Origin of the sequence: Caloramator quimbayensis (assembly GCF_900167605.1) — a bacterium.
Classification (GTDB): Bacteria; Bacillota; Clostridia; order Clostridiales; family Caloramatoraceae; genus Caloramator_B; species Caloramator_B quimbayensis.
The window spans coordinates 116,060-143,050 of sequence record NZ_FUYH01000007.1 but is presented as its reverse complement, the minus strand read 5'-3'; the positions used below and the strand labels follow the sequence as shown (position 1 = coordinate 143,050).

Annotated in this window: 26 protein-coding genes; all 26 read left to right on the top strand. The window is 30.1% G+C overall.

Features of this window, described 5'->3' with window-relative positions:
* Positions 1-2 precede the first annotated feature (2 nt).
* The 26 genes from infB (at position 3) to B5D15_RS06275 (ending at position 26,934) form a co-directional block, all read left to right on the top strand.
* A complete protein-coding gene (gene infB / locus B5D15_RS06400) occupies positions 3-2,105 on the top strand; it encodes a translation initiation factor IF-2 (protein WP_423236570.1) in 2,103 nt (700 codons plus the stop codon).
* 14 nt (positions 2,106-2,119) lie between these two features.
* Entirely contained in the window at positions 2,120-2,476 is a 357-nt protein-coding gene (rbfA, locus tag B5D15_RS06395; RefSeq protein ID WP_078696289.1) for a 30S ribosome-binding factor RbfA, read from the top strand.
* Positions 2,460-3,431 (top strand): DHH family phosphoesterase, encoded by a 972-nt coding sequence (locus B5D15_RS06390; protein ID WP_078696288.1) that lies wholly within the window; start codon positions 2,460-2,462, stop codon positions 3,429-3,431. The genes rbfA and B5D15_RS06390 overlap by 17 nt, the downstream gene beginning before the upstream one ends.
* Positions 3,428-4,300, top strand: a complete 873-nt coding sequence (gene truB / locus B5D15_RS06385; RefSeq protein WP_078696287.1) for a tRNA pseudouridine(55) synthase TruB — start codon at positions 3,428-3,430, stop codon at positions 4,298-4,300. Before B5D15_RS06390 ends, truB begins: the two co-directional genes overlap by 4 nt.
* An 11-nt stretch (positions 4,301-4,311) precedes the next feature.
* Positions 4,312-5,250: a bifunctional riboflavin kinase/FAD synthetase gene (locus tag B5D15_RS06380; RefSeq protein WP_078696286.1), complete on the top strand. Its 939-nt coding sequence runs from the start codon at positions 4,312-4,314 to the stop codon at positions 5,248-5,250.
* 102 nt (positions 5,251-5,352) lie between these two features.
* The gene (gene rpsO / locus B5D15_RS06375) at positions 5,353-5,616 is read left to right on the top strand and encodes a 30S ribosomal protein S15 (RefSeq protein WP_078696285.1); all 264 of its coding nucleotides are present in this window, start codon (positions 5,353-5,355) and stop codon (positions 5,614-5,616) included.
* 344 nt (positions 5,617-5,960) lie between these two features.
* Entirely contained in the window at positions 5,961-8,078 is a 2,118-nt protein-coding gene (locus B5D15_RS06370; protein WP_078696284.1) for a polyribonucleotide nucleotidyltransferase, read from the top strand.
* Between the two features lie 281 nt (positions 8,079-8,359).
* Entirely contained in the window at positions 8,360-9,625 is a 1,266-nt protein-coding gene (locus B5D15_RS06365) for a M16 family metallopeptidase (RefSeq protein ID WP_078696283.1), read from the top strand.
* Positions 9,622-10,062 carry a dUTP diphosphatase gene (gene dut, locus B5D15_RS06360; RefSeq protein ID WP_078696282.1) on the top strand — a complete coding sequence of 147 codons (441 nt, stop codon included), beginning with the start codon at positions 9,622-9,624 and terminating at the stop codon, positions 10,060-10,062. The genes B5D15_RS06365 and dut overlap by 4 nt, the downstream gene beginning before the upstream one ends.
* 51 nt (positions 10,063-10,113) lie before the next feature.
* Positions 10,114-10,359, top strand: a complete 246-nt coding sequence (locus B5D15_RS06355; RefSeq protein WP_078696281.1) for a YlmC/YmxH family sporulation protein — start codon at positions 10,114-10,116, stop codon at positions 10,357-10,359.
* Positions 10,360-10,437: 78 nt separating this feature from the next.
* Positions 10,438-11,619 carry an aspartate kinase gene (gene dapG / locus B5D15_RS06350; protein WP_078696280.1) on the top strand — a complete coding sequence of 394 codons (1,182 nt, stop codon included), beginning with the start codon at positions 10,438-10,440 and terminating at the stop codon, positions 11,617-11,619.
* A 97-nt stretch (positions 11,620-11,716) separates the two neighbouring features.
* Positions 11,717-12,445, top strand: a complete 729-nt coding sequence (locus B5D15_RS06345) for a ClpP family protease (protein WP_078696279.1) — start codon at positions 11,717-11,719, stop codon at positions 12,443-12,445.
* Between the two features lie 73 nt (positions 12,446-12,518).
* Positions 12,519-14,765: an FtsK/SpoIIIE family DNA translocase gene (locus tag B5D15_RS06340; RefSeq protein ID WP_078696278.1), complete on the top strand. Its 2,247-nt coding sequence runs from the start codon at positions 12,519-12,521 to the stop codon at positions 14,763-14,765.
* A 290-nt stretch (positions 14,766-15,055) separates the two neighbouring features.
* Positions 15,056-16,399: a 30S ribosomal protein S12 methylthiotransferase RimO gene (gene rimO / locus B5D15_RS06335; RefSeq protein ID WP_078696277.1), complete on the top strand. Its 1,344-nt coding sequence runs from the start codon at positions 15,056-15,058 to the stop codon at positions 16,397-16,399.
* A complete protein-coding gene (gene pgsA, locus B5D15_RS06330; RefSeq protein WP_078696276.1) occupies positions 16,383-16,901 on the top strand; it encodes a CDP-diacylglycerol--glycerol-3-phosphate 3-phosphatidyltransferase in 519 nt (172 codons plus the stop codon). The genes rimO and pgsA overlap by 17 nt, the downstream gene beginning before the upstream one ends.
* 114 nt (positions 16,902-17,015) lie before the next feature.
* The gene (recA, locus tag B5D15_RS06325; RefSeq protein WP_078696275.1) at positions 17,016-18,044 is read left to right on the top strand and encodes a recombinase RecA; all 1,029 of its coding nucleotides are present in this window, start codon (positions 17,016-17,018) and stop codon (positions 18,042-18,044) included.
* An 81-nt stretch (positions 18,045-18,125) separates the two neighbouring features.
* Complete coding sequence (locus B5D15_RS06320) at positions 18,126-18,761, top strand: regulatory protein RecX (RefSeq protein WP_179122214.1); 636 nt, start codon at positions 18,126-18,128, stop codon at positions 18,759-18,761.
* Positions 18,758-19,750, top strand: coding sequence for a metallophosphoesterase family protein (locus B5D15_RS06315; RefSeq protein ID WP_078696273.1), 993 nt, complete (start codon positions 18,758-18,760; stop codon positions 19,748-19,750). The genes B5D15_RS06320 and B5D15_RS06315 overlap by 4 nt, the downstream gene beginning before the upstream one ends.
* Positions 19,747-21,186 carry an AAA family ATPase gene (locus B5D15_RS06310; RefSeq protein WP_078696272.1) on the top strand — a complete coding sequence of 480 codons (1,440 nt, stop codon included), beginning with the start codon at positions 19,747-19,749 and terminating at the stop codon, positions 21,184-21,186. Before B5D15_RS06315 ends, B5D15_RS06310 begins: the two co-directional genes overlap by 4 nt.
* A gap of 13 nt (positions 21,187-21,199) precedes the next feature.
* Complete coding sequence (locus tag B5D15_RS06305) at positions 21,200-21,436, top strand: hypothetical protein (RefSeq protein ID WP_078696271.1); 237 nt, start codon at positions 21,200-21,202, stop codon at positions 21,434-21,436.
* A 12-nt stretch (positions 21,437-21,448) separates the two neighbouring features.
* Positions 21,449-22,108: a DNA repair protein RecN gene (locus tag B5D15_RS06300; protein WP_242948701.1), complete on the top strand. Its 660-nt coding sequence runs from the start codon at positions 21,449-21,451 to the stop codon at positions 22,106-22,108.
* Between the two features lie 264 nt (positions 22,109-22,372).
* A complete protein-coding gene (gene rny, locus B5D15_RS06295; protein ID WP_423236569.1) occupies positions 22,373-23,872 on the top strand; it encodes a ribonuclease Y in 1,500 nt (499 codons plus the stop codon).
* 156 nt (positions 23,873-24,028) lie between these two features.
* Positions 24,029-24,289 carry a stage V sporulation protein S gene (locus tag B5D15_RS06290; protein ID WP_078696269.1) on the top strand — a complete coding sequence of 87 codons (261 nt, stop codon included), beginning with the start codon at positions 24,029-24,031 and terminating at the stop codon, positions 24,287-24,289.
* A 218-nt stretch (positions 24,290-24,507) separates the two neighbouring features.
* The gene (locus B5D15_RS06285) at positions 24,508-25,353 is read left to right on the top strand and encodes a PHP domain-containing protein (RefSeq protein WP_078696268.1); all 846 of its coding nucleotides are present in this window, start codon (positions 24,508-24,510) and stop codon (positions 25,351-25,353) included.
* Between the two features lie 4 nt (positions 25,354-25,357).
* Positions 25,358-25,729 (top strand): PadR family transcriptional regulator, encoded by a 372-nt coding sequence (locus B5D15_RS06280; RefSeq protein ID WP_078696267.1) that lies wholly within the window; start codon positions 25,358-25,360, stop codon positions 25,727-25,729.
* Positions 25,730-25,749: 20 nt separating this feature from the next.
* Complete coding sequence (locus tag B5D15_RS06275; RefSeq protein WP_078696266.1) at positions 25,750-26,934, top strand: pyridoxal phosphate-dependent aminotransferase; 1,185 nt, start codon at positions 25,750-25,752, stop codon at positions 26,932-26,934.
* The last annotated feature ends 57 nt before the right edge of the window (positions 26,935-26,991 follow it).

Here is a 26,991-nt window from a genome sequence, read left to right as displayed (position 1 = left end):
ACATGACAAGTAAAGATTTAATAGAAATTCTTAATAAAGAATTCGGTTTAGAAGTTAAAAATCATATGAGTGTAATTGAAGGTGAAGAGGCAAATATAGTAATAGAATTTATCGAAGAACTAAAGGAAAAGATGAATAATAAAGGAAATACTTTAAGTGATGATAAATCCTTAAACAAAAGCATTGATGAAAAAGAAAATAAAGATGATGAAATGATTGATGATGAATTTGAAGATTTAGACGATATAGAATATTTAGATGTTAAATTTGAAAAAATTAGAAAAAAATCTACAAAAATTGAAAAGAATAAAAAATCAAATAACAAACAAGAAGATTTGAAAGAAGATGATGAAATAGGAATCGTAGTTATACCAGAGAGCATTAAGGTTGGGGACTTTGCAAAAAAAATAAAAAAACCAGCTTCTGAAGTATTAAAAAAGCTTATATTTATTGGAGTAATGGTTTCAATAAATCATGAAATAACCTTTGAAGTAGCAGAAAAAATCGCTGAGCAGTACAACATTATCCTTGAAAAAGAAGCAAAAAAAGAAAAAGAAGAAGAGCTTATAAACGATTATGAAGATAATGAAAAGGATTTAGTTCCAAGGCCTCCGGTTGTAACTGTTATGGGGCATGTTGACCATGGTAAAACTTCTCTTCTTGATGCAATAAGGCATTCAAGGGTTACAGATACTGAAGCTGGTGGTATAACTCAGCATATAGGAGCCTATACTGTAGATATAGACGATAATAAAATCGTATTTTTAGATACACCTGGTCATGAAGCTTTTACTGCCATGAGAGCAAGGGGAGCAAAGGTAACTGATATTGCTATACTTGTTGTTGCGGCAGATGATGGAGTTATGCCTCAAACAATTGAAGCAATAAATCATGCTAAGGCTGCTAATGTTCCAATTATAGTTGCTATAAATAAAATAGATAAAAACGGAGCTAATCCAGATAGAGTAAAGCAGGAATTAACTGAATATGGTCTTATTGCTGAAGATTGGGGCGGCGATACAATATGCGTTCCAGTATCTGCTAGAACTAAAGAAGGTATCGATAATCTTCTTGAAATGATATTATTAGTTGCAGAAATGCAGGAATTAAAAGCGAATCCAAATAGGACTGCAAAAGGTACTATAATTGAAGCTAAACTTGACAAATCGAGAGGGCCTGTTGCAACTGTTCTTGTACAAAAAGGAACGCTTAAAACTGGGGATTGCATTGTAGCAGGAACAGCCTTTGGAAAAGTTAGAGCAATGATTGATGATAAAGGAAAGAAAGTTAAATCCGCATCTCCTTCTATACCTGTTGAAGTCCTTGGATTTTCAGAAGTTCCTAATGCAGGAGATATAATGTATTGTGTAGCTGATGAAAAAACAGCAAGGGAAATATCTGAAATTAGAAAAACTAAGGAAAGAGAATACCATTATGCAAGTACTTCAAGAGTATCATTACAGGATTTATTCAGCCAAATTCAAGAAGGCAAAGTAAAGGATTTAAACATTATAGTAAAAGCAGATGTACAAGGTTCTGTAGAAGCGATAAAGCAGTCATTAGAAAAGCTCTCTAACAGCGAAGTCAGGGTAAATGTAATTCACGGCGGCGTTGGAGCTATAACTGAAACAGATGTAACTTTTGCTTCAGTTTCAAATGCTCTTATAATTGGATTTAATGTAAGACCTGAGCCTATGGCTATGCAGCTTGCTGAAAAGGAAAAGGTTGAAATAAAAACATATAGAATAATATACGAAGCAATAGATGACATAACAGCAGCAATGAAAGGTATGCTTGAGCCTGAATATAAGGAAGTTATAACAGCAAGGCTTGTAGTTAGAAATACATTTAAAGTTTCAGCAATAGGTACAATTGCAGGCTGTTATGTAGAAGATGGAAAAATAAACAGAAACAATAGCGTCAGGGTAATTAGAAACGGAATTGTAATATATGAAGGAAAGCTTGCATCTTTAAAACGTTTTAAAGATGATGTTAAAGAAGTAGCATCAGGTTTTGAATGTGGACTCACAATTGAAAAATTTAATGATATTAAGGAAGAAGATATAATCGAAGCATTTACAATGGAAGAAATTAAAAGAGATTAATAGAGGTGTTTTATATGGGTTTTGACAGAACATCAAGATTGTCAGAAGAAATTAGAAAAATAGTCAGCAACATAATTCAAAACGAGCTTAAAGACCCACGAATTCCAATGCTTACCTCCATAACCCATGTTGATGTTACTAAAGATTTAAGATACGCAAAGGTTTATGTCAGTGTATTAGGAGATGCTGATAAAAAAGAAAAATGTATTGAAGGCCTAAAAAGTGCATCGGGATATATAAGAAAAGAAGTTGGAAGTAAACTAAAAGCAAGATATATTCCCGAAATGGTTTTTGAAATCGATAAATCAATCGAACATGGGATGCATATATCAAATATATTAAAAGAGATTAATCATGATGATACTAAATAAAATAGGTCATATTTTAAAGGATTATGATGATTTTGCAATAGTATCCCATGTATCCCCTGATGGAGATAGTATAGGTTCAATGCTTGGCTTATTCAATACACTAAAAGATTTTGGAAAGTCAGTGGATCTTTTTGTAGATGATATTCTTCCAGAGAAATATTCTTTTTTAACAGGATACGATAATATAAAAAGATATAATACAGGCAGCAAATACAGCTGCCTGATTATACTGGATTGCGGCGATGTTTTAAGACTTGGGGAATTAAAATCATTATTAAACTGCAGCGATATAGTCATAAATATTGATCATCACATATCCAATACATTATTTGGCGATGTAAATTATGTAGATTCAAATGCATCAAGCGTTGGAGAAATAATATACCAGATTCTTAAAATAAACGGATATAATATAAGTAAAACTACTGCTATGTGTCTTTATACTTCGATTCTTACAGATACTGGCGGATTTAAATATTCAAATACTACGTCGATGACCTTCAATATAGTAGGTGATTTAATAAATACAGGCATTAATTTTTCAGACATTTACAGCAGAATTTATGATTCAAAAACATTATCTCAGACCAAACTTTTAGAGAAAGTATTATCTACTTTAGAGGTTTACTTTAATGATACAGTTGCAGTTTTAACTATGCCATATAAATTACTTGAAGAATGCAATGCAAAAGAAAATGATGCCGATGAATTCATTAACTATGCAAGGAATATAGATACTGCTGAAGTTGGAGTATTTATAAAGCAGATAAATGATTTTAAATGCAGAGTTAGTTTAAGATCTAAAAACTATGTTGATGTTAGCAAAATAGCCGCTTATTTTAATGGTGGAGGTCATATAAGAGCTGCTGGATGTACAATTGAAGGGAGTATTTCTGAAGCTAAAAATAAAATCTTAGATGCCCTTAAAGATGTTTTGGAAGTGGGACATAAATGAATGGTATAATTAATGTATTAAAACCTCCTGGTATGACTTCACAAGATGTTGTATCATATGTTAAAAGAACATTAAAAGAAAAAAAGGTTGGGCATACTGGTACTTTAGACCCTAATGCTTGTGGAGTGCTTCCTATATGTCTTGGTAAGGCTACAAAAATAGTCGATTACATTATGAATGATAAAAAAACTTATATCTGTGAATTAACCCTTGGAAATGAAACCGATACTTGTGATAAGTATGGGAAAAAGTTATTTGAGTACGATATGAATTGTGAAATTATTGACTATAATACCTTTAAATCTGTAGTAGAAAGTTTTAAGGGAAGAATCAAGCAGGTTCCCCCTATTTTCTCCGCTGTTAAAATTAATGGTAAAAGAGCCTATGATCTTGCAAGGCAGGGAATTGTTCCTGAAATTAAGGAAAGAGAAGTCATTATCTATGAAATCAATATTTTAAAATATACTCCGCCTACTGCTATAATTAAGATATGCTGTTCTAAAGGTACTTATATAAGAAGTCTATGCAGAGATATAGGCCGAAAACTTGGCTGCAGAGCATATATGAGTTTTTTAATAAGAACTGCAACTGGAAAGTTTTCATTAGAAAATAGTATTTTATTAACTGAGATAACTCCTGATGATATTAGTAAAAAGATGTTTAGAGCTGATTATGCTTTAGATATGAAATCAATATTTGTAGATAAAAAGTTTTATACTAAATTAATGAATGGTAATAATATATCAATATCAAATTCATTAGAATTTCTTAATAATGAAATGGTAAAGGTATATATTGAAAATGATTTATTTATAGCAATAGGAAAAATCAATAATAATAATTTATTTATTGAGAAATTATTAGTTTAAAGGTGTAAAATATGATTGTTATTGAAGATAAGATGCAAAATATTAAAATTGATGAAGATTTATGCATTGCTCTTGGCACCTTTGATGGAATCCATATAGGTCATCAAAAATTAATAAAAGAAGCAGTGTCATCAGCAAAATCGAAAAAAATTAAAAGTGCAGTTTTTACTTTTAATAAGCATCCCTTTAATGTTTTAAAACCTGAACATAATATAAAAATAATAACTGATAACAAAACAAAGGTACAAATATTTAAATCCCTTGGTGTTGACTATGTATTTTTTATAGATTTTAATGCTGAATTTGCAAATATTATGCCAATTGATTTTATAGAATGTTTACATAAACAATTTAATGTAAAGTCAATAGTTTGCGGTTATAATTTTACATTTGGAAGATTTGGAACAGGGGATGTAGATTTTTTAAGAAAATATCAAAACATATATCATTACGATTTAAAAGTAATTGAAAAGGTTACCTTAAACAATATAAGTATCTCAAGCAGCAAAATAAGAAAAAAAATTGAAGAAGGAAAAATTGAAGAGGCAAACCAAATGCTCGGATACAACTTGTTTTTTTATGGCTCAGTTATAGAGGGTAAGCATCTTGGTAATAAATTAGGTTTTCCTACTGCTAATTTAGATATACCATTAAATCTTTGCTTAAGAAATGGAGTTTATATAACTCAAACATATATTAATGAAAAAAAGTATCCATCCATCAGCAATATAGGTTTCGCCCCTACATTAGATTGCAAAGAAAGAATACTTGAAACACATATATTAAATGTAAACGAAAACCTTTACGATTCATATGTAAAAATAGAATTTCTAAAGTTTATACGTGATGAAGTAAAGTTTAATAATATTGAAGAACTTAAAAAAAGGGTCTATAATGATATATATACTGCAAAGAGATACTTTGAATTAGATAATTTTTGTTTACATTAAAAAAGTCTTTTGATATAATAGTCACTGTAACCTGTACAAAGTTTATCGTATCTCCGGCGAAAGCTTTGTTCAAGGCGTTTATAAAAATTTGGAGGTGTTTTAATGGATAAAGTAAAAAAACAAGAATTAATGAAAAAATTTGAAAGACACGAAGGAGATACAGGCTCACCTGAAGTTCAAATTGCTATTTTAACTGAAAGGATCAATCATTTAACTGAGCATCTTAAGCAGCATAAGAAAGATCATCATTCAAGAAGAGGTCTATTAAAAATGGTTGGTCAAAGAAGAGGTTTATTAAATTATTTAATGAAAACTGATATTGAAAAATATCGTCATTTAATCAATGAACTTGGTATAAGAAAATAACACATTTTAAGGGCGGCAAGACCGCTCTTATTGTTTATATAAGTATTTTTCCATATCCCTTCATATGTAAAGATGTTTAAAAAAATTAGCAATCAATATGATAATTATGGTATAATTAAGTATATTTGTTTTTAATTAAAGCTATTTTAAGCTTATAATTTTTTAAATTTATACTTAAAATAATACATATGATAGGAATTTTCTTTTACTATTTATATTTCTTCAAACAACTTATATTAAATTACTATGCTTATATAAATCTCTGCTTCTTGCTTATGTAGAGATTTTATAAAAAACATACATATTATACTTTTATGTTTTCAAATTTGAAAGGAGGTTAATTAATGCATCGTGTTTTTGAAACTACTTTTGAAGGCAGACCGCTAAAAGCAGATATTGGTAAATATGCTCTGCTTTCAAATGGTGCGGTTATGATAAGCTATGGTGAAACTGTAGTGCTTGTTACTGCAAATGCATCACCTGAGCCTAAAGAAGGTGTTGACTTTTTTCCATTAAGCGTTGATTATGAAGAAAGGCTTTATGCTGTTGGGAAAATCCCTGGAGGTTTTATTAAGAGAGAGGGAAAACCTACTGAAAAAGCCATATTATCTGCAAGAGCTATTGATAGACCTTTAAGACCTTTATTTCCTAAAGGATATAGAAATGATGTTCAAATTGTTTGTACAGTATTATCTGTAGATCCAGACAATCCTCCAGAGCTTCTTGCAATGAACGGAGCTTCTCTTGCACTGTGTATATCCGATATACCCTTTGACAATCCAGTAGGTTCAGTTTTAGTTGGAAGAATTGATGGTAGATTTGTTATTAATCCTACTTCGCAGGAAAGAGAAAAAAGTGATCTTCATTTAACAGTATGTGCAACAAAAGAAAGAGTAATGATGATAGAAGCCGGCGGAAAAGAAATACCAGAGGACGTTATGTATGATGCAATAATGTTTGGATTTAATGCTTGTCAGGAGATTATTAAATTTCAAGAAGAAATAACTAAAGAAATTGGCAAGCAAAAAGTAGTTCCTCAGCTTTATCATGTTCCAGATGAAATAGAAAATGCTGTTAGAGAATATTGTACTGATAAACTTTGGGAAGTACTGCAGTATACAGATAGAGAAGAAAGACAAAATAAAACTGATGAAGTAAAGCAAGAAGTATTCGAACATTTTGCTGAAATTTTCCCAGAAGCTGAAAAAGATATAGATGATGTAATGTACAGGATTATGAAAGAGCATGTTAGAACAATGATACTAAGGGATAAACGCAGACCAGATGGAAGAAGCTTTGAAGAAATAAGACCTTTGTACTGCGATGTAGGGATGCTTCCAAGAACGCACGGTTCTGGATTATTCCAAAGAGGGCAGACACAGGTTATGACAGCTGCAACTCTTGGTGCATTAGGTGATGTTCAAGTACTTGATGGTCTTGGAGATGAAGAATTTAAAAGATATATGCATCATTATAATTTCCCTCCATATTCAACAGGGGAAGTTAAATTCTTAAGAGGACCAGGAAGGAGAGAAATAGGACATGGTGCCCTTGCTGAAAGAGCTTTAGAGCCTGTTATACCGTCAGAAGAAGAATTCCCATATACTATAAGGCTTGTATCAGAAGTTTTAAGTTCAAACGGTTCAACATCTCAAGCAAGCGTTTGTGCAAGTACCCTTTCTCTCATGGATGCAGGAGTTCCAATCAAAAGACCAGTTGCAGGCATAGCAATGGGGCTTGTAACAAACGATGATATTACTGAAGCTGAAGTTCTTACAGATATTCAAGGAATAGAAGACTTTTTTGGCGATATGGATTTTAAAGTTGCAGGAACTGAAAAAGGTATTACTGCAATACAAGTAGACACTAAAATAGCAGGTCTTCCAAATGATGTAATTAAAAGGGCAATCGACCAGGCAAGAAGAGCTAGAATGTTTATACTAAGTGAAATGTTAAAAGTTATTTCTGAGCCAAGAAAAGAACTTTCAAAATATGCGCCAAGAATAATAACTATGATGATAGACCCTGACAAAATAAGAGATGTAATTGGACCAGGAGGAAAGACCATAAATAAAATTATAGCAGAAACAGGAGTTAAAATAGATATTGAAGACGATGGAAGATTATTTATATGCGCTCCTGATGTTGAAAGCGGCAAAAAAGCTCAAAGGATTATTGAAGGTATCACAAAGGATATACAGGTAGGCGAAATATATCTTGGAAGAGTAAACAGAATAACTAACTTTGGAGCTTTTGTTGAAGTACTGCCAGGCAAAGAAGGACTTGTGCATATTTCCAAATTAGCACATGAAAGAGTAAACAAAGTTGAAGATGTAGTAAATATTGGTGATGAAATACTTGTTAAAGTAACAGACATAGATAATCAGGGAAGAATTAATCTTTCAAGAAAAGATGCCATAAAGAAAGAAGATTCGGACACAAAAAAAGAAAGCAACTCATAGTAAAGGGCTTTTTATAAAAAGCCTTTTTTATTTTGCTAAAAAATTAATAACATAATATATATTATGTTAACTATCTTATATATAAGTTTATATTAATTAAATATTGGTAATATTAACAATATAATTTAAATTTAGATTTATATATAGTAAATTTGTTAAATCGGTATACAATAATTTTTACAAAAGTATTTATTATTATTGCTTGAAATAACTATATTATTTATAATAAAAATGTTGGCTTTAAATGATGTAAACTATTTAATTGAATTTGGGAGGATTATATGTACAAAAGATATATATTGGATAGTAAAATCAGAGTTATTACAGAGCATATTCCCTATGTAAACTCTATAAGCATAGGTCTTTGGATTGGAAGCGGTTCAAGATATGAAAACACTGCTAATAATGGAGTTTCTCATTTTATTGAACATATAATGTTTAAGGGTACAAAAAATAGAACCGCTAAACAGATTGCTTCTGAAATAGAGGAACTTGGAGGTCAAATAAACGCTTTTACTGGCAAGGAAGCTACATGTTTTTATGTAAAATTGCTTGATGAACATTTTGATGTAGGAATTGATGTACTTAGCGATATGCTTTTAAATCCCAAGTTTGCAATGCAAGATATAGAAAAAGAAAAAAGTGTTATTCAGGAAGAAATAAATATGTATGAAGATTCTCCTGAGGATCTTGTATCAGATATACTTTCTATAGCAACATGGGGAAATGATTCCCTATCATATCCTATACTTGGTACAAATAAAACAATTAAGGAATTAGACAGAGAAAAAATAATAAACTATTTTAATAAAACTTATATACCTGAAAATATTGTAATATCAATTACTGGGAATTTTGATGAAGATAAACTAATAAGTAAATTAAACAATACATTTGGGACTTTAAAAAATAATAATAAATTCGATTTTTCATTATCTTATCCAGCTATAAACAGAGACATCATAGTAAAAAATAAAGATATTGAACAAATACATGTTGCACTTACTCTTAATGGAATAGAACTTGGGAACGATAAACTTTATACTCTCCTTGCAATAAATAATTATTTTGGAGCTGGAACAAGTTCAAGATTATTTCAAAGATTAAGAGAAGAAGAAGGATATGTATATACTATATATTCCTTTCCTTCAGCATATAAAAATAAGGGAATTTTTAATATTTATTTTGCATTAAATGAGCAATATATAAATAACGCTATGGAACTTGTACTTAGTGAAATAAAGACTATGCTTAAAAATAAGATGAACAGCGATAATATAGTTAAAGCAAAAGAGCAATTAAAAGGTAATTATATTTTAGGTCTTGAAAGTATGTCCAGCAGAATGTTTAGCTTAGGAAAATCTGAACTTATGCTTGGTAAAGTTTTTGAACCTAAAGAAATACTAAATAAAATTGATATGATTACAATAGATGATGTAAATGAAGTAATAGATATTGTTTTTAAAGAAGGTATATTTTCAGCTGCAGCTGTAGGACGTAATGTAGATGAGTACAAATTTAAGGATGCTTTAGGAGGCATTATATGAAACTTTTAATAAAAAGACTTGAAAATGCAAAGGATTTACCAATCCCAAAATATATGACTTCTGGTTCAGCAGGAATGGACCTTTATGCAAACGTAGCAGAAACAACAATTATAAACCCTATGGAAATTAAAATTATACCTACTGGTATCTCTATCGCACTTCCACAAAATTATGAAGCTCAAATAAGGCCTAGAAGCGGTTTGGCATTAAAATATGGAATATCCTTTGTAAATACTCCTGGAACTATTGACAGCGACTATAGAGGAGAAATCAATTTAATCATGATAAACTTTGGAAATAAGCCTTTTATAATTAGCAGAGGTGACAGGATTGCTCAAATGGTAATAAATAAAATTGAAATCCCTGAAATAATTGAAGTTGATGAACTTGATAAAACTCAAAGAGATAGAGGCGGCTTTGGATCAACTGGTCTATAAGCCGCCCTTTTTTAATATAATATATAAATAAATTTATTAGGGGGAAAAAATATGAGTAAAAGAATGTCTGATTTGCTCAATCTTGAAATCATCAATGTATTTAACGGTGATAAATACGGCTATCTTGGAGATTGTGAAATGGTTTTTGATAGAACAAATGGAAATATTGTAGGTGTACAAGTTTATAAAAGCAAAGGCTCACTATTTTCTTTTAAAGATAACATAAGCATTGAAATTCCTTGGGAAGATATGATGAAAGTCTGTGAAAAAACAATTATTTTTGATCATAAAATATAAATCTTTTCACAATCCCTCTATATAGTTGTATAATATAATATTAGTTAAATGTGTTTTCAACTATAAGGGGGCTTTAAAATGAAAATTTTAGTTCAAAAATTCGGTGGAACATCTGTTGCAACACAACAAAGAAGAGAAATGGTATGCGATAAAGTTATTGAAGCAATAAACAAAGGATATAATCCTGTAGTAGTTGTTTCTGCAATAGGACGAAAAGGAGATCCTTATGCTACTGATACACTATTATCTCTTATAGAAAATAAAAGTACTTCAAATAAAAGGGAAATAGATTTGCTTATGTGCTGCGGAGAAATAATTTCAGCAGTTGTTTTATCTGAAACTTTCTTAAAGAAAGGCTATAAAACTGTTGTTTTAACTGGTGGTCAGGCAGGAATAATAACTGACAATAATTTTGGAAATGCTGAGATAAAAACTGTTAAAACATCAAAATTGATAGAACTTTTAAGCAAGAATATTATTCCTATAGTCACGGGTTTTCAAGGAATGACTGAAAATGGAGATTTTACTACTCTCGGCCGCGGGGGGAGCGATGTTACAGGGGCTGTTTTAGGAGATGCACTAAAAGCTGAAGCGATTGAAATATATACAGATGTAGATGGAATTATGACTGCTGATCCAAGAATAGTACCTGATGCAAAGGTAATTGAAAAAATTAACTATAGTGAAGTATTTCAATTTGCAGATCAAGGGGCAAAAGTTATACATCCAAGGGCAGTTGAATATGCGATGAGAGGGAATGTCCCTTTATTAATAAAAAATACCATGTCAAATGCGAAAGGAACAGTAATAAGTTCTGAAGGCTATAATAAAAAATTAATTACCGGAATTACACATATGCCTAATAGAACTCAAATAAGTATCTTTTTTGAAGATGATGAAATAGATAATAATGAATTATTTGATTTACTTGCTGACTATGGTATTAGTATTGATCTAATTAATATTTTCCCTAATTATAAAGTTTTCACTATAGATGGTTCTGATTCTGAAAGAGTTAAATATATATTAGACTTAAAGAAATTTAATTATAAAATGATAAATAACTGCAGTAAAATTGCAGCTATAGGGAGCGGCATAAGAGGAGTACCAGGAGTAATGGCTAAAATATTAAAAACTTTAAAGGATAATGAGATAAAAGTTTTGCAAACAGCAGATTCCCATACGACAATATGGTGTCTGGTTAAGGAAGAAGATACGGTTAAGGCAATAAATGCACTTCATAAAGCTTTTGAGCTGTAATCTTTAAACAGGCTTTAATATAAGCCTGTTTTTTGTTTATATTTTGCTTCAATGGTTAAAATATAATATAGGTTATTATAAATTGTGAGGTGTAATCATGGTACATAAAAATAATATAAACAAAGGCATTAAATCAGATAATGAAGATATTAAAGAAAATATTGCGGAGAATAAAAATGAAAAATTAGAAAATTTAAAAGAAATAGGAAACACACAAATTCCTGAACATATTTCCAATATACATGTATTAAACATAATTGGACAAATTGAAGGTCATATAGCTGTTCCCCCTCAAACTAAGGCAACTAAATATGAGCATATAATTCCCCAGCTTGTTGCAGTTGAGGAAAACCCTAATATTAAAGGATTGCTTATTATATTAAATACGGTTGGAGGTGATGTAGAAGCTGGGCTTGCAATTGCAGAAATGATTAACAGCCTTTCAAAGCCAACTGTTTCTTTAGTAATTGGAGGAGGCCACAGCATAGGTGTTCCATTAGCAGTATCAGCAAATTATTCCTATATATCACCAACAGCAACGATGATAGTTCACCCCATAAGAATGAATGGTCTTGTGATAGGAGTACCCCAAACCTTTGACTACTTTAAAAAAATGCAGGATAGAATTATTAGTTTTATTGTAAGAAATTCAGGTATCTCTGAAGAAAAACTAAGAGAGCTTATGCTTCAAACCGATGAACTTTTAAACGATATGGGTACGATACTTATAGGAAAGCAGGCTGTTGAAGTAAAACTTATGGATGAGGTAGGGGGAATAAGTGATGCAATTAAAAAGCTAAATCAATTAATAGAGGAAAAGCAATAGCCTTTCCTCTTTATTTTTAAGTTGAAGGGTTTTTATTAAACATATAGAATATATTTATGGGGTGATGATTTTTATGGCAAAAAAGGCAAAAGAAAATTCTTCAAAATCAAGTTATAAAAATGAAATTTATGGAATAATAGTCGTTGCTATTTCCTTATTAACAGGACTTAGCATATATGTGGAACCATCAGGATTAGCAGGGAAAATTTTTAGAGATTTCTTTTTTGGATTGCTCGGAATTGGTTCATACATTTTTCCTCCAATACTCTTCATAGTAGGAATTGCTCTTATAATAAATAAAACACGATTTAATATAGGACAAAGATTTATATCTATATGTCTTATAATATATACTCTATTATTATTGATTCATTTAAATTATTCATATAGCAACAAAAATTTAGATTATATGGATAAATTATTTAAAGCCTATGAGCTTGGACTTTTAAGAAAAGGCGGAGGAGTTGTAAGCGAATTTATTGATATTCCTCTAATATACATATTCGATAAAATAGGAACTTATATAATACTAACTTGTTTAGTTTTAATATTTACTATATTATCTACTGAAATATCAATTGGAAACATTCTTAACAATGCTATTTCTAATATAAAGAAAAGAAAGACTTTAAAAAAGGAAAAAATAAAAATAAATGATAATACTAATGAAGCATCAATAGATACTGAAACTGAAAAAAGCAACCAGGAGAATATTGTAAAAAAATATGAGGATAACATAAATAATTTAGATAAAAAGATTAAAATACTTGATTTTATAAAAGAAACAAATGAAGAAACTAATTTAAATTCTCAAAACGATACTAAAAGTTCATATCAAGAAGATATTTCAAAGGAGATAAATAAAAATAAATTAGATTCAAAAAAAACCGAATACGTTTTTCCTCCTATTGAACTTCTTACTGAGAATAAAAATAAAGGAAATATTCAAGATAAAAAGGAACTATTAAATAATGCACAGATACTTGAAGAAACTCTTTTAAGCTTTGGAGTTGAGGCAAAGGTTGTACAAGTAAGTAGAGGACCTTCAGTTACAAGATATGAGCTTCATCCAAGTCCCGGAGTAAAGGTTAGTAGAATTGTTAATCTTTCAGATGATATTGCACTTAATCTTGCAGCTCCTATGGTTAGGATTGAAGCACCAATACCTGGAAAAGCCGCAGTTGGAATTGAAGTTCCCAATAAGGAAATTGTATCTGTAACGTTAAGAGAAGTAATAGAATCAAATGAATTCACTGAATTTAGTTCAAAATTAGCTTTTGCTCTTGGAAAAGATATAAGCGGTAAATGCATGATAGCAGATTTATCAAAAATGCCTCATCTTCTAATAGCAGGTGCAACGGGTTCGGGTAAAAGTGTTTGTATAAATACATTAATAACAAGTTTAATTTATAAATCTTCCCCAGAGGATGTTAAGATGCTTTTAATTGATCCTAAAGTAGTAGAGCTATCCATATATAATGGTATTCCGCATCTATTAATACCTGTTGTAACTGAGCCTAAAAAAGCTGCATCCGCTTTATATTGGGCTGTAAACGAAATGACTCAAAGATATAAGCTCTTTGCAGAAAACAATGTTAGAAATATTGAAAGCTATAATAAACTAATGGAAAAAACGAACCCTGAGTTGAAATTGCCAAAAATAGTTATAGTAATAGATGAACTTGCAGACCTTATGATGGTATCACCTAACGAAGTAGAAGATGCAATCTGCAGACTTGCACAAATGGCAAGAGCTGCTGGAATGCATCTTGTAATCGCAACACAAAGGCCCTCGGTTGATGTTATAACAGGTCTTATAAAGGCTAATATACCATCCCGTATTTCCTTTGCCGTATCAAGTCAGGTAGATTCAAGAACAATTCTTGATATGTCAGGGGCTGAAAAACTTCTTGGAAAAGGTGATATGTTATTTCTTCCTATAGGAGAGAATAAACCTATAAGAATACAAGGTGCTTTCATATCTGAAAAAGAAGTTGAAAAAGTGGTAAATTATCTTAAGGATTCAAGTAACGTTATATATAATAATGAAATTATAGAAGTTATAGAAAATAAAAACGATTTAGCAAGCGATGATTCAGATGTTGACGAACTTCTTCCTGAAGCTATAAAAATTGCAGTTGAATATGGCCAAGTATCAGCTTCTATGCTTCAAAGAAGACTTAGAGTTGGATTCAATAGAGCGTCAAGATTAGTTGAACAAATGGAACAGCGTGGAATTGTCGGCCCTCAGGAAGGAAGCAAGCCAAGACAAGTTCTTGTAAGCAAAGAGGATTTTTATAATAGTTCCTTTGAAGAATAATTCAATTTAAAACAAGGATTGGAAATAATATATCCAATCCTTGTTTGGCAATATAATATTTTCATAGCTTCTATTTTTTACATAAATATTAATTTTTAAATTACGATTGTCGAGATATATCAAATCTGATATTATATGAAATGTATATAATATGAAAAATATTGTCATAGGCAAACATATAATGTAAATTTAAGATATAATAAGAATAAATGTGTATATGTTAGATAATATATAATATTTGCTCTTAATTGCGAATAATTGCCTGGGAAATTAATAAAGGAGGATTTGACATGAATTTAAATATAGGTTTTGTATCTCTCGGTTGTGACAAAAATAGAATAGATTCTGAAATTATGCTTTCAAAGTTATCAAAGGAAGGATATAAAATCGTAAACGATGAGAAAGAAGCAGATATAATAATCATTAATACCTGCGGATTTATAAATTCCGCTAAAGAAGAGTCAATAAATACTATACTTGAAATGGCAGAAAATAAAAAAACTGGACGATGTAAATTAATAATTGTTGCGGGGTGTATGGCTGAACGCTATAAGGGCGAATTACTTGAAGAAATGCCTGAAATTGATGCAGTAGTAGGCACTGGCAACTACTATGATATATGTAATATAGTAAAAGAAGCATTAAGTGGAAAATATGGAATTGTAAAAACTGATAATTTAAATTATAATTTTAATTATGAAGAAAGAATTTTAACAACTCCAAAACATTATGCTTATATTAAAATAGCTGAGGGATGCGATAATCAATGCAGTTACTGCATTATTCCAAAACTCAGAGGTAAGTTTAGAAGCAGAGACATGGACAGCATTATCCATGAAGCAAAAGAACTTTCAAAAAAAGGCGTTAAAGAGATAATTTTAGTTGCTCAAGACACCACGATGTATGGAGTAGATATATACGGTAAGAGAATGCTGCCTCAGTTGTTAAAGAATCTTGAAGCCATTGAGGAAATTCAATGGATAAGAGTTATGTATAGTTACCCCGAAAAGATTTCCGATGAGCTTATAGAAACTATTGCAAAAAGCAATAAAATATGCCATTATTTTGATATACCTATACAGCATATAAGCAATAATATTTTAAAGCAAATGAAGCGTGCAAGTTCATCAGAAGAAATAATAACAAAAATAAATAATATTCGAAATAAAGTTCCTGATGCAGTTATAAGAACATCATTAATTGTAGGCTTTCCAGGAGAGACGGAAGAAGATTTTAATAAGCTAAAACAATTTTTAATGGATTATAAACTTGATAGAGTTGGAGTTTTTACCTACTCAATAGAGAAAGATACTATAGCTGCAAAAATGAAAGATCAAATCGATGATGATATAAAAAACAAAAGAAAAGATATTCTTATGAAACTTCAAAGCGAGATTTCATTTAATAAAAATAAAGAGCAGATAGGGAAAATAATTGACGTAATCATAGACGGTAAAACAAAAAACAATCAATATTACGGCAGAACATATAAAGATGCTCCCGAAATAGATCAACAAGTATTTATAAATTGTAATGATAATAAGATAGACATTGGAACAATAATTAAGGTTAAAATTATAAAGGCCTATACTTATGATTTAATAGGAGTTGTATATGATGAATCTTGCAAATAAACTAACTATTTTAAGAATAATACTTGTTCCCGTTTTTTTGTTTATTTTAGCTATAAAAGTTAAATATGGAACTCTAATTGCAACAGTTGTTTTTATTATTGCTGCACTAACAGATACATTAGATGGATATATTGCACGAAGCAGAAATCAAGTTACCAAATTTGGTAAATTTATGGACCCTCTTGCAGATAAACTTATCGTAACTGCAGCATTAATATCACTTGTTGAAATGAAAAAACTTCCTACTTGGGTTGTAATGATAATAATAGCGCGTGAATTTGCAATTACTGGCCTTCGAGCAGTTGCTGCCTCTGAGGGAATAGTAATTGCAGCAAGCAAGTGGGGAAAGGCAAAAACAGTTCTGCAAATCATCGCCATCGTTGCAGCATTAATTGAATTACCTTATAATAATGTATTAATATTTATTGCTGTTATAATTACTATTATATCTGGAATTGATTATATATATAAAAATAGAAAGTGTTTAAACCCTAAAGAATAAAGAGCTGATAAAACATTTCAGCTCTTTTTTAAATATATGGCTTGACCTTATTTAATATATATATTATAATACATTCAGAACTAATGTTCGGAATGTTGAGAAAGGGTTGATATAATGTTAACTGAAAAACAAAAAGCATTGGAATTGGCTATAAGCCAAATAGAAAAGCAATTCGGAAAAGGCTCAATTATGAAACTTGGAGAAGATGCTAAATTAAATGTAGAATGTATTTCTACAGGTTCTTTAGATCTTGATATTGCTCTTGGAATAGGCGGAGTACCAAAGGGCAGAATAGTAGAAATATATGGACCTGAATCCTCAGGTAAAACTACGGTTGCACTTCATATTATAGCTGAAGCACAAAAAAATGGAGGCGCTGCAGCCTTTATAGATGCTGAGCATGCCCTCGATCCTGTTTATGCAAGAAAGCTTGGTGTTGATATTGAAAACCTTGTACTATCACAGCCTGATACAGGAGAACAGGCACTTGAAATTGCTGAAGCACTTGTAAGGTCAGGAGCAATAGATGTCATAGTTATAGACTCAGTTGCTGCCCTTGTTCCTAAAGCCGAAATCGAAGGAGAAATGGGCGATGCACATGTCGGCCTTCAGGCAAGGCTTATGTCACAAGCTTTAAGAAAACTTGCTGGTGCAATAAACAAATCAAAATGTGTTGCAATATTTATAAATCAGTTAAGGGAAAAAGTTGGAGTAATGTTCGGAAATCCTGAAACAACCCCTGGAGGCAGAGCATTAAAATTTTATGCATCTATTAGACTCGATGTTAGAAAAGTTGATTCAATAAAGCAGGGAGAAGATATATTAGGAAGCAGAACAAGGGTAAAAGTAGTTAAAAATAAAGTCGCTCCTCCATTTAAACAGGCTGAATTTGATATTATGTACGGAGAAGGCATTTCAAAGGAGGGAAATGTACTTGATGTTGCAGTTAATAATGACATAATTCAAAAAAGCGGAGCATGGTTCTCATATAACGATACAAAACTTGGCCAAGGAAGAGAAAATGCTAAAAATTTCTTAAGAGAAAATACAGCTATAGCAATTGAAATTGAAAATAAAATCAGAGAAAAGTATAAACTTCCATTAATAGTTAATAAAGTCGAAGAAATTAAAGAAGCAAAATAATCTGTTCCTGATGAAAATCCTATAAATCTTAGAATCTACTGGGTGCTTAATCCTGTAGGTTCTTTTATTATGAGGTGTGTTATGATAATTACAAAAGTAATAAAACAAAACAATAAGAATGAAAGATATAATGTTTTTATAGATGACGAATATTCTTTTTCCGCTTCAAGCGAGGATATATTAAAATATTCAATAAAATCAGGATTGGAAATAACTAAAGAGCAATTAAATTCTCTAATTGAGTGCTGTGAAGTAACGAAATGCTATAATTATGCTCTGTTTATTCTCGGGAAAAAAGATTATACAGAATACGAAATTTCAAAAAAAATATCAGATAAGGGGTACTCATTTACTTCAATAAGTAAAACTATAGAAAAACTTAAATTATATGATATTATTAATGATGAAAGATATGTAAAAAAATATATAAACGATTGTATATATATAAAAAAATATGGCAGGAAAAAGATAGAATACAATCTGCAAAAAAAAGGTATTAATCCTGATTTAATAAAAGAATGCTTTTTTGATAATAACAGCGATTATGAGTATGAAAACGCTCTTGAAATATTGCAAAAGAAAATTAAATACTGTAAGGATGAAAAAAATATAAGAAATAAGCTTATTAGACATCTTTTATCTAAAGGATTTACCTATGATATAGTAAAAAAAGCTATAAGCTCATTAAAAATAGAAGATGATGGTGATTTATTATGAAATTTTTATATTTTACTGATTCTCATATAAGAGGAAGCAGCCCCAAATCGAGAAAAGATAACTATATTGAAGCATTAAAGGAGAAATTTAAAGAAATCGTTGAAACAGTTAAAAATGAAAATATTGATTATGTACTGTTTGGAGGAGATTTATTTGACAGACCAGATTTATCTTTGTCAATAGTTAATGAGTTCATCATATATCTAAAGGAGCTTCCTCTCCCCATATATTGTGTTTTAGGAAATCATGATATATTTGGTCAGAATCCTTCTACAGCTTCAAGAACTGTTTTAGGTATTTTAGATACATTAGGCATAGTTAAATTAATTAATCTTAATGAATTTATTTACCTGAAAAAGGATGTCATAACAATACAACTAACAGGTTGCCCTTATTATTACAATATAGATACGTCAAATGAAAAAGAAGGATATATAGTTAATTATAAAAAAAATTGTGATTTTGCAATTCATATTGTACACGGTATGCTCCTTGACAAACCCTTTATTAAAGGAGTACCACATACATTAATTGATGAAATAGCTGATAAAACCCTATCTGATATAACATTGTGCGGACATTATCATACTGGATTTGGAATTAAAAAAGTAAATGATAAATACTTTATAAACATCGGCTCAATATCAAGAATCAGCAATACATTATCAGAAGCAGAAAGAATCCCATCCTATCTTATAATTAATGTAGATAAAGATTTAAAGTTTGATATTAGAAATCTAAAGTGTGCAAAAAATGGAGATGAAATTTTTGATAAAGAAATTTTAAGGCAGGAAGAATTCAAACAGCAAAAAATAAACGAATTTATTCAGCAGGTTAATTCCTATGGAAGTTTTGAGATTTTAAATATTGAATCGATTATAAGAGAAATTTCCATAAGAGAAAGAATACCTGATGATATTAAAGATGAAGCAATTAGAAGAATTGGAGAAGCACAGCTTTTACTTTCAAGTAAAGAAGGGATGTTATGAGATATATAAAATCTATAGAAATTATAAACTTTCAATCACATAAAGATACTAAAATAATTTTTAATGAGGGTTATAACGTTATATGTGGTCCATCTGACAGCGGCAAGTCAGCAATCATAAGGGCTTTAAAATGGGTATTATATAATGAGCCTAAAGGAACAGACTTTATAACTCAGGGTGAAAACTCCTGCAAAGTTTCAGTAACCTTTAGTGATGATACAACTATTATAAGGGAGAGAGCAAAAAATAGAAATATATATAGGCTTATAGACTCAAAAGGTGAAGAAAGCATATTTGAAGGGTTTAAAAATGATATTCCAAAGGAGATATTATCAGCACATGGAATAAATAAGGTATATATTGATATTGATTCTCCTGAAAGTATAAATCTTGCAAGTCAGCTTGAAGGACCTTTCCTATTAGATAAAACCGGCTCTATAAAGGCTAAAGCGATAGGAAAACTTGTTGGAGTACATATAATCGATGAGGCCTTAAAAGAACTTAATAAAGACTTAGTAAACCTTCAAGGTGAAGTTAAAAGGTTCTCTAAGGATTATGATGATATAAACGAGGATTTAAAACAATATGAAAATCTTGAAAACATAAGAAAAAATATAGAAATCACTGAAATTAACCTAAAAATATTAAATGATAAGTTCAACAAGCTTGAGAAATTAAAAAGCATAAAAAATAAACTCTTAGCAGTAGAAAATGAAATTAATGAAGCACAAGATATTATTATAAAAATAGGAGATTTAGATAATACTATTAGTTTAGTTTCTGAAGCAAACTCCAAAATTATTTTAAAAAACAAATTTAACAATGCAAATGAATCATTGCATCAAATTTTAAATGAAATAAATTATCAGAAAAATATACTTGATATAACAAAACATACAGATTCATGCAGTTTAAAATTAATAGACGCTGCTAATGCATTAAACAGAACTAATATATTAAAGAAATTAAATATACAATTCAATTCTATTGAAGATGAAATAAATAAGCTAAAAAGAATCTATGAAAAGCTAAAAATTGTTGATAAAGCAAAAGAATCATTAGAATCTTATAATAATAAATTTGATATTTATATAAAACTAAATAATATCAAATCTAACCTTGAAAATGTTGAATCTTCATTAAAAAAAGGTTATGTATATATTTCAAAATTCAACAATATAAACGAAGCTGATTCTAATATAAGCAGTATTGAAATTATAAACGAAAAACTCTTAAAATTAAACATATTAAAAAACGAACTCTTAAATTTAAATAAGGATTTAAACGAAACAAATAAAGAAATAAAAAGCTCTAATGAATATATAGATAATTTTATAAAAGAATATACACAGTATTTAAAAGAGCTTGGAAGGTGCCCTGTTTGTTTATCGCCAATAGAAGAACACTCAATTGAAAAAATAATAAATGAATTATAGGAGGAATTATTATATGAACTATGAATTAAAGCTTAATGAATTAAAAAATAAAATCGAAGTATATAAAAATAAAAAAATAAAAGCAGAAACACGCCTTGAACAGCTTCAAATCCAAAAGGATGCTATTATTAAAGAACTTAATGATTTAGGAGTTGCTCCTGAAAACCTTGATAATGAAATTAAAAAACTCGATAATGAAATTAAAGAATTAATAGATAAAATAGAAAGCATGATGCCTTCTGATATATAATGAGGTGATATATTGTATACACAGGCTATAATGGATTTGAATGAAAAATTAAATAAACAAAAACAAGATTATTTTATGAAAAAAGGCAGAATGGATAATCTTCTTGAACAAAAATCAAAAATAGAAAAACAGCTTATAATTAACAATGGGAAGATAGATAATCTTGAAAAAATAAAATTATTATTTCAAAGCACATCTCAATTTGCAAGGGAACAATCAAAAAAGCAGATGGAATATTTAATTACACAATGCCTTCAATATATTTTTGATCCTTCAATGGAATTTAAAATAGAATTAGTAGAAAAGTCAAACAGAATTGAAGCTGAATTCTATGTTATATCCAATATGAACGGGGAAAAAATAACTACAGATCCTGAGCAGTCGAGGGGCGGGGGAGTAGTAGATATAATATCTCTTGCAATAAGAATTGCAATGATGCAGATTCACAATCCCAAAATAGATGGACCTTTAATTCTTGATGAGCCTGCAAAACATGTTAGTGATGAGTATATTGTAAATGTTGCTGATTTTATTAAGCAGATAAGTACAACTTTCAAAAGACAGGTAATAATGGTAACTCATAATAATCATCTGCTTCATTGTGCAGATACCTGTTATAAAGTTACTATTAATGATGGTATATCCTCAGTAGAACCTATAAACTTGACATAATATTAATTCTATAATAAAATAAAGACAAATAATGGTTATATCAATTGGTCATTATTTGTTATATGCTTCGAATGGTAATTTTTCTTAGCCAGGTTATTATATATCGATTCGAAGAAATATTCAAAAATTAATTATTACACGAATCGATTTGATTCCGGTATTTTATTTATTTAATATATTTACTGGAGTTAGTGATTTTAATTATTAAGGAGGTGTTGTATTATTCAATTTTATACATCATATATAATATCTGGTGGAGTTGCAATAATAGCCTTTATTGCAGGCTATTTTGTTAGAAAAAATATAGCTGAAGGAAAAATCCAAAGTGCAGAGGAGCTTGCTAAAAAGATAGTTTCTGAGGCTGAAAAAGAGGCAGAATCAAAAAAGAAGGAAGCAATTATTGAAGCAAAGGAAGAAGTCCATAAGTTAAGAACAGAATTTGAAAAAGAAGTACGCGAACGCAGAAATGAACTTCAGAGAATGGAAAGAAGAGTTCTTCAAAGAGAAGAAACTTTAGATAAAAAAGTTGAAGCACTCGAAGTTAGAGAAGAAAATATAAATAAAAAGCAGATAGAAGTTCAAAATCTGCAGGATGAAATCACTCAGCTTTATAATAAACAGATTGAAGAATTGGAAAGACTTGCTGGACTTACAACTGAAGAAGCAAAACAATTATTATTAAGCGATGTTGAAAAGGAAGTTAAACATGAAGCAGCAATTATGATAAAAGATATTGAAACAAAAGCACGTGAAGAAGGAGAAAAAAGGGCTAAAGAGATTATAGCATGTGCGATTCAACGTTGTGCTGCTGAGCATGTTGCCGAAACAACAGTATCGGTTGTAACCCTTCCAAATGATGAAATGAAAGGCAGAATAATAGGCAGAGAAGGCAGAAATATAAGAACTCTTGAAACTTTAACAGGAATCGATTTAATAATTGATGATACTCCTGAAGCTGTTATTTTGTCAGGTTTTGATCCAATTAGAAGGGAAATTGCAAGATTAGCGCTTGAAAAACTTATAACTGATGGAAGAATTCATCCCGCTAGAATTGAGGAAATGGTTGAAAAAGCCAAGAAAGAAGTTGAAAATGAAATTAGAGAACAAGGTGAGCAAGCTACCTTTGAAACAGGAGTTCATGGTATTCATTCAGAATTAATCAAATTATTAGGAAGACTAAAGTATAGAACAAGCTATGGTCAAAATGTTTTAAATCATTCAATAGAAGTATCCTACCTTGCTGGATTGATGGCTGCTGAGCTTGGAATCGATGTTACTATTGCAAAAAGAGCAGGATTGCTTCATGATATTGGTAAAGCAATTGACCATGAAGTTGAAGGGCCACACGCACTTATTGGCGGTGATATATTAAAGAAATATAACGAATCTCCTGCTATCATTCATGCGGTATCAGCTCACCATAATGATATTGAACCTCAGACAGTAGAGGCAATTCTTGTGTCTGCAGCTGACGCAATATCAGCAGCAAGGCCTGGTGCAAGAAGAGAAACTCTCGAAGCATATATTAAGAGATTAGAAAAACTTGAAGAAATCGCAGACTCCTTCGATGGAGTTGAAAAATCCTTTGCGATACAAGCTGGAAGAGAAATTAGAATAATGGTTAAACCAGAACAAATAACAGATGCAGAAGCAATTCAAATGGCAAGGGATATAGTAAAGAAAATCGAAAGCGAGCTTGAATATCCCGGTCAAATAAAGGTTAATGTAATAAGAGAAGTTAGAGCAATTGAATATGCAAAATAATTTCTTTTATAAGGCAGCAAATTTTATTTGCTGCCTTAATCTTTACCAAAATTATATAATTTTTCTAAATATTAATATAAATTAGGAGGAAATTTTTCATTTATGTAGAATATTAATGTTAAAGACTAATATTTGTGCTCATAGGGAGGTTTTATAATGGAAGTATTAAAAGTATCAGGAAAATCCAATCCAAATGCTGTAGCAGGAGCTCTATCCGGAGTTTTAAGAGACAATGGCTGTGCTGAAATACAGGCAATAGGAGCTGGAGCAATCAATCAAGCTGTAAAGGCTATTGCAATTGCTCGAGGATTTATGGCTCCAAGCGGTCTTAACCTTGTATGTATTCCTGCTTTTACAGATATAGTTATAGAAGGAGAGGAAAGAACAGCAATAAAATTTATCGTTGAACCAAGATAAATTTTATATTAAGTAATTGCATTAAAAATTTGTAAAAATGCCATATATCGATATGGCATTTTTGTTTAATCAATAAGTTACATAATCTTTTTTATGTAAACTATGCGAGTTGAATTTTATTCATGAGAATTAATTTTTGCAAGAAATCTTTCAAAACGATATAGACATACAGAAAATTAAGTGGTATATTAAAATAAAATGGTAATTATGGTGATATAATGATAGAATATGATCTTCATATACATACTAAAGCATCAGATGGACTTCTTGATTCTGATGCTATATTCAAAATAGCAAAGAAAAAAAAATTAATAGGTTTATCTATTACTGATCACGATACAGTTGATTCATTGGAAGATTGCGAGTTACTATCAAAGATGTATGGTATTGATTTTATTCCTGGAATAGAGCTGAGTTCTTTTTATAATGGATTAGAAATACATGTATTAGGTTATTATATAGATTATAGGAACTTAGAATTATTAGAAGATTTAAAATTTTTACAGCAATCACGAGTTAAAAGAATATATGAGATGATAGATAAAATAACAAAACAAGGATATGATATTAGGGTTGAAGAAGTAGAATTAGAAGCTGGAAGCAACGTAAAATCTTTAGGAAGGCCTCATATAGGACGTGTTCTTGTCAAAAAAGGTTATTTTAAAGATACATCAGAAGCTTTTGATAAACTACTTGAAAGCGGGAAACCCGGATATGTTGAGAGATATAAATTATTAACGAAAGACGCTATTTCCTTAATAAAAAAAGCTAAAGGTCTGCCTGTTATTGCTCATCCATTTATAATAGATAATAGTTTAGATATATTTGATATTAAAGAGCTTATACTTAATTTAAAAGAATATGGCGCTGAAGGCATAGAAGTATATCATTCATTGCAAAGTAATAGTCAATCTAAAGCTCTTTATGAAATAGCTAAGCAAAACAAAATGATAATTACAGGCGGAAGCGACTGCCACGGAATATGCACTAACGGAGAGTATATACTCGGTAAATATGGAGTTGGAAGCACTGAAATCGATGAATTAAAAAAGTTAAAGAGGTGAAACTATGCCAAGTGGAGAAAATAGAAACAGACAATTTCCAAACAAGCTAAACACAACTGCTATAGTTAAACTTTTTATTCTCCACTTCTTATCTGAAAGAAGCTGTTATGGAAATGAAATAATAGATATGATTGAAATAAGTTTGAATTATAGCTGGAGACCCAGTCCTGGAATGATATATCCTCTTTTACGCGATATGGAGGATAATCTTTTAATCGAAGGCTGGTGGGATGAACCTGATAAGAAAACTAAAAGGCATTATAAAATCACTGATATTGGAATAAAACATTATGAAAAATTAAAATTATTATATAAGCCTCTACTTGATGAATCTTTAAGAATAGTAGATGCTACTCTTAAAACTATATATAAATAATTAACAGGAGGTTGAATACAATGGAGCTGTCAAAAAAAGCTCAGAAAATATCTTCATCAGTAACTCTTGCAATAACAGCAAAAGCAAAGAAGATGAAAGAAGAAGGTATAGATGTCATAAGTTTTGGTGCTGGAGAGCCTGACTTTAACACTCCTTTCAATATACAAAACGCTGCTATAGAAGCTATAAAAGAAGGCAAAACTAAATATACTCCTTCTTCAGGAATTTTAGAACTCAAAGAAGCTATTTGTGATAAATTAAAAAAAGACAATAATCTAAACTATAAACCTTCTCAGATAGTTATTTCAAATGGAGCAAAGCACTCTTTATACAATGCTCTTTTTGCTATTTGCAACGCAGGTGATGAAGTAATCGTACCTGTACCTTATTGGGTAAGTTATCCTGAACTTGTTAAACTTGTTGACGCAGTTCCAGTTTTTGTTGAGACAAAGGAAAAAAATTCTTTTAAATATGCAAAAGAAGATTTAGAAAAGGCGATTACAAATAAAACTAAGGCTATTATTTTAAACAGCCCTAATAATCCAACAGGTACGGTCTATAATAAAGAAGACCTTGAAATGATTTCAAAAATAGCCATAGAAAAAGATTTAATAATTATTTCTGATGAAATATATGAAAAGCTAATTTATGATGATGTAAAACACATAAGCATAGCATCGCTGAATGATGAAATTAAAAAAAGAACGATTATAATAAATGGTATGTCAAAGGCTTATTCTATGACTGGATGGAGAATTGGGTATACTGCTTCAGAGGAAAATATTGCAGCAATAATGTCTAACGTACAAAGCCACGAAACATCGAATCCAAATTCAATCGCTCAATATGCAAGCGTTGAAGCATTAAAAGGCCCACAGGATGAAATAGAAAAAATGAGAATAGAATTTCAAAAGAGACGAAATTATATGGTAGATAAAATAAATTCAATTGAAGGTATATCCTGCAGAAAACCTGAAGGAGCTTTTTATGTTATGATTAATATCTCTAATATTAAAAATAAAATTATAAAGGGCCATAAAATTGAAAGTTCTGTTGATTTTTGCGAGGCACTTTTAAAAGAAGAAAAGGTTGCAGCAATACCTGGTTCAGGTTTTGGAAGCGATGACTATATAAGGCTTTCCTATGCAACATCAATGGAAAATATTGTTGAGGGCTTAGACAGAATACAGAATTTTTTGAAATAGTAAATTGAAATTAAAAAGATAGGGTATTACCTTGTCTTTTTTCTTTTTTTTATGTTA

Coding starts and splice junctions, on each gene's coding strand:
- infB (WP_423236570.1), top strand. CDS start 3: ATGACAAGTAAAGATTTAATAGAAATTCTTAATAAAGAATTCGGTTTA.
- rbfA (WP_078696289.1), top strand. CDS start 2,120: ATGGGTTTTGACAGAACATCAAGATTGTCAGAAGAAATTAGAAAAATA.
- B5D15_RS06390 (WP_078696288.1), top strand. CDS start 2,460: ATGATGATACTAAATAAAATAGGTCATATTTTAAAGGATTATGATGAT.
- truB (WP_078696287.1), top strand. CDS start 3,428: ATGAATGGTATAATTAATGTATTAAAACCTCCTGGTATGACTTCACAA.
- B5D15_RS06380 (WP_078696286.1), top strand. CDS start 4,312: ATGATTGTTATTGAAGATAAGATGCAAAATATTAAAATTGATGAAGAT.
- rpsO (WP_078696285.1), top strand. CDS start 5,353: ATGGATAAAGTAAAAAAACAAGAATTAATGAAAAAATTTGAAAGACAC.
- B5D15_RS06370 (WP_078696284.1), top strand. CDS start 5,961: ATGCATCGTGTTTTTGAAACTACTTTTGAAGGCAGACCGCTAAAAGCA.
- B5D15_RS06365 (WP_078696283.1), top strand. CDS start 8,360: ATGTACAAAAGATATATATTGGATAGTAAAATCAGAGTTATTACAGAG.
- dut (WP_078696282.1), top strand. CDS start 9,622: ATGAAACTTTTAATAAAAAGACTTGAAAATGCAAAGGATTTACCAATC.
- B5D15_RS06355 (WP_078696281.1), top strand. CDS start 10,114: ATGAGTAAAAGAATGTCTGATTTGCTCAATCTTGAAATCATCAATGTA.
- dapG (WP_078696280.1), top strand. CDS start 10,438: ATGAAAATTTTAGTTCAAAAATTCGGTGGAACATCTGTTGCAACACAA.
- B5D15_RS06345 (WP_078696279.1), top strand. CDS start 11,717: ATGGTACATAAAAATAATATAAACAAAGGCATTAAATCAGATAATGAA.
- B5D15_RS06340 (WP_078696278.1), top strand. CDS start 12,519: ATGGCAAAAAAGGCAAAAGAAAATTCTTCAAAATCAAGTTATAAAAAT.
- rimO (WP_078696277.1), top strand. CDS start 15,056: ATGAATTTAAATATAGGTTTTGTATCTCTCGGTTGTGACAAAAATAGA.
- pgsA (WP_078696276.1), top strand. CDS start 16,383: ATGAATCTTGCAAATAAACTAACTATTTTAAGAATAATACTTGTTCCC.
- recA (WP_078696275.1), top strand. CDS start 17,016: ATGTTAACTGAAAAACAAAAAGCATTGGAATTGGCTATAAGCCAAATA.
- B5D15_RS06320 (WP_179122214.1), top strand. CDS start 18,126: ATGATAATTACAAAAGTAATAAAACAAAACAATAAGAATGAAAGATAT.
- B5D15_RS06315 (WP_078696273.1), top strand. CDS start 18,758: ATGAAATTTTTATATTTTACTGATTCTCATATAAGAGGAAGCAGCCCC.
- B5D15_RS06310 (WP_078696272.1), top strand. CDS start 19,747: ATGAGATATATAAAATCTATAGAAATTATAAACTTTCAATCACATAAA.
- B5D15_RS06305 (WP_078696271.1), top strand. CDS start 21,200: ATGAACTATGAATTAAAGCTTAATGAATTAAAAAATAAAATCGAAGTA.
- B5D15_RS06290 (WP_078696269.1), top strand. CDS start 24,029: ATGGAAGTATTAAAAGTATCAGGAAAATCCAATCCAAATGCTGTAGCA.
- B5D15_RS06285 (WP_078696268.1), top strand. CDS start 24,508: ATGATAGAATATGATCTTCATATACATACTAAAGCATCAGATGGACTT.
- B5D15_RS06280 (WP_078696267.1), top strand. CDS start 25,358: ATGCCAAGTGGAGAAAATAGAAACAGACAATTTCCAAACAAGCTAAAC.
- B5D15_RS06275 (WP_078696266.1), top strand. CDS start 25,750: ATGGAGCTGTCAAAAAAAGCTCAGAAAATATCTTCATCAGTAACTCTT.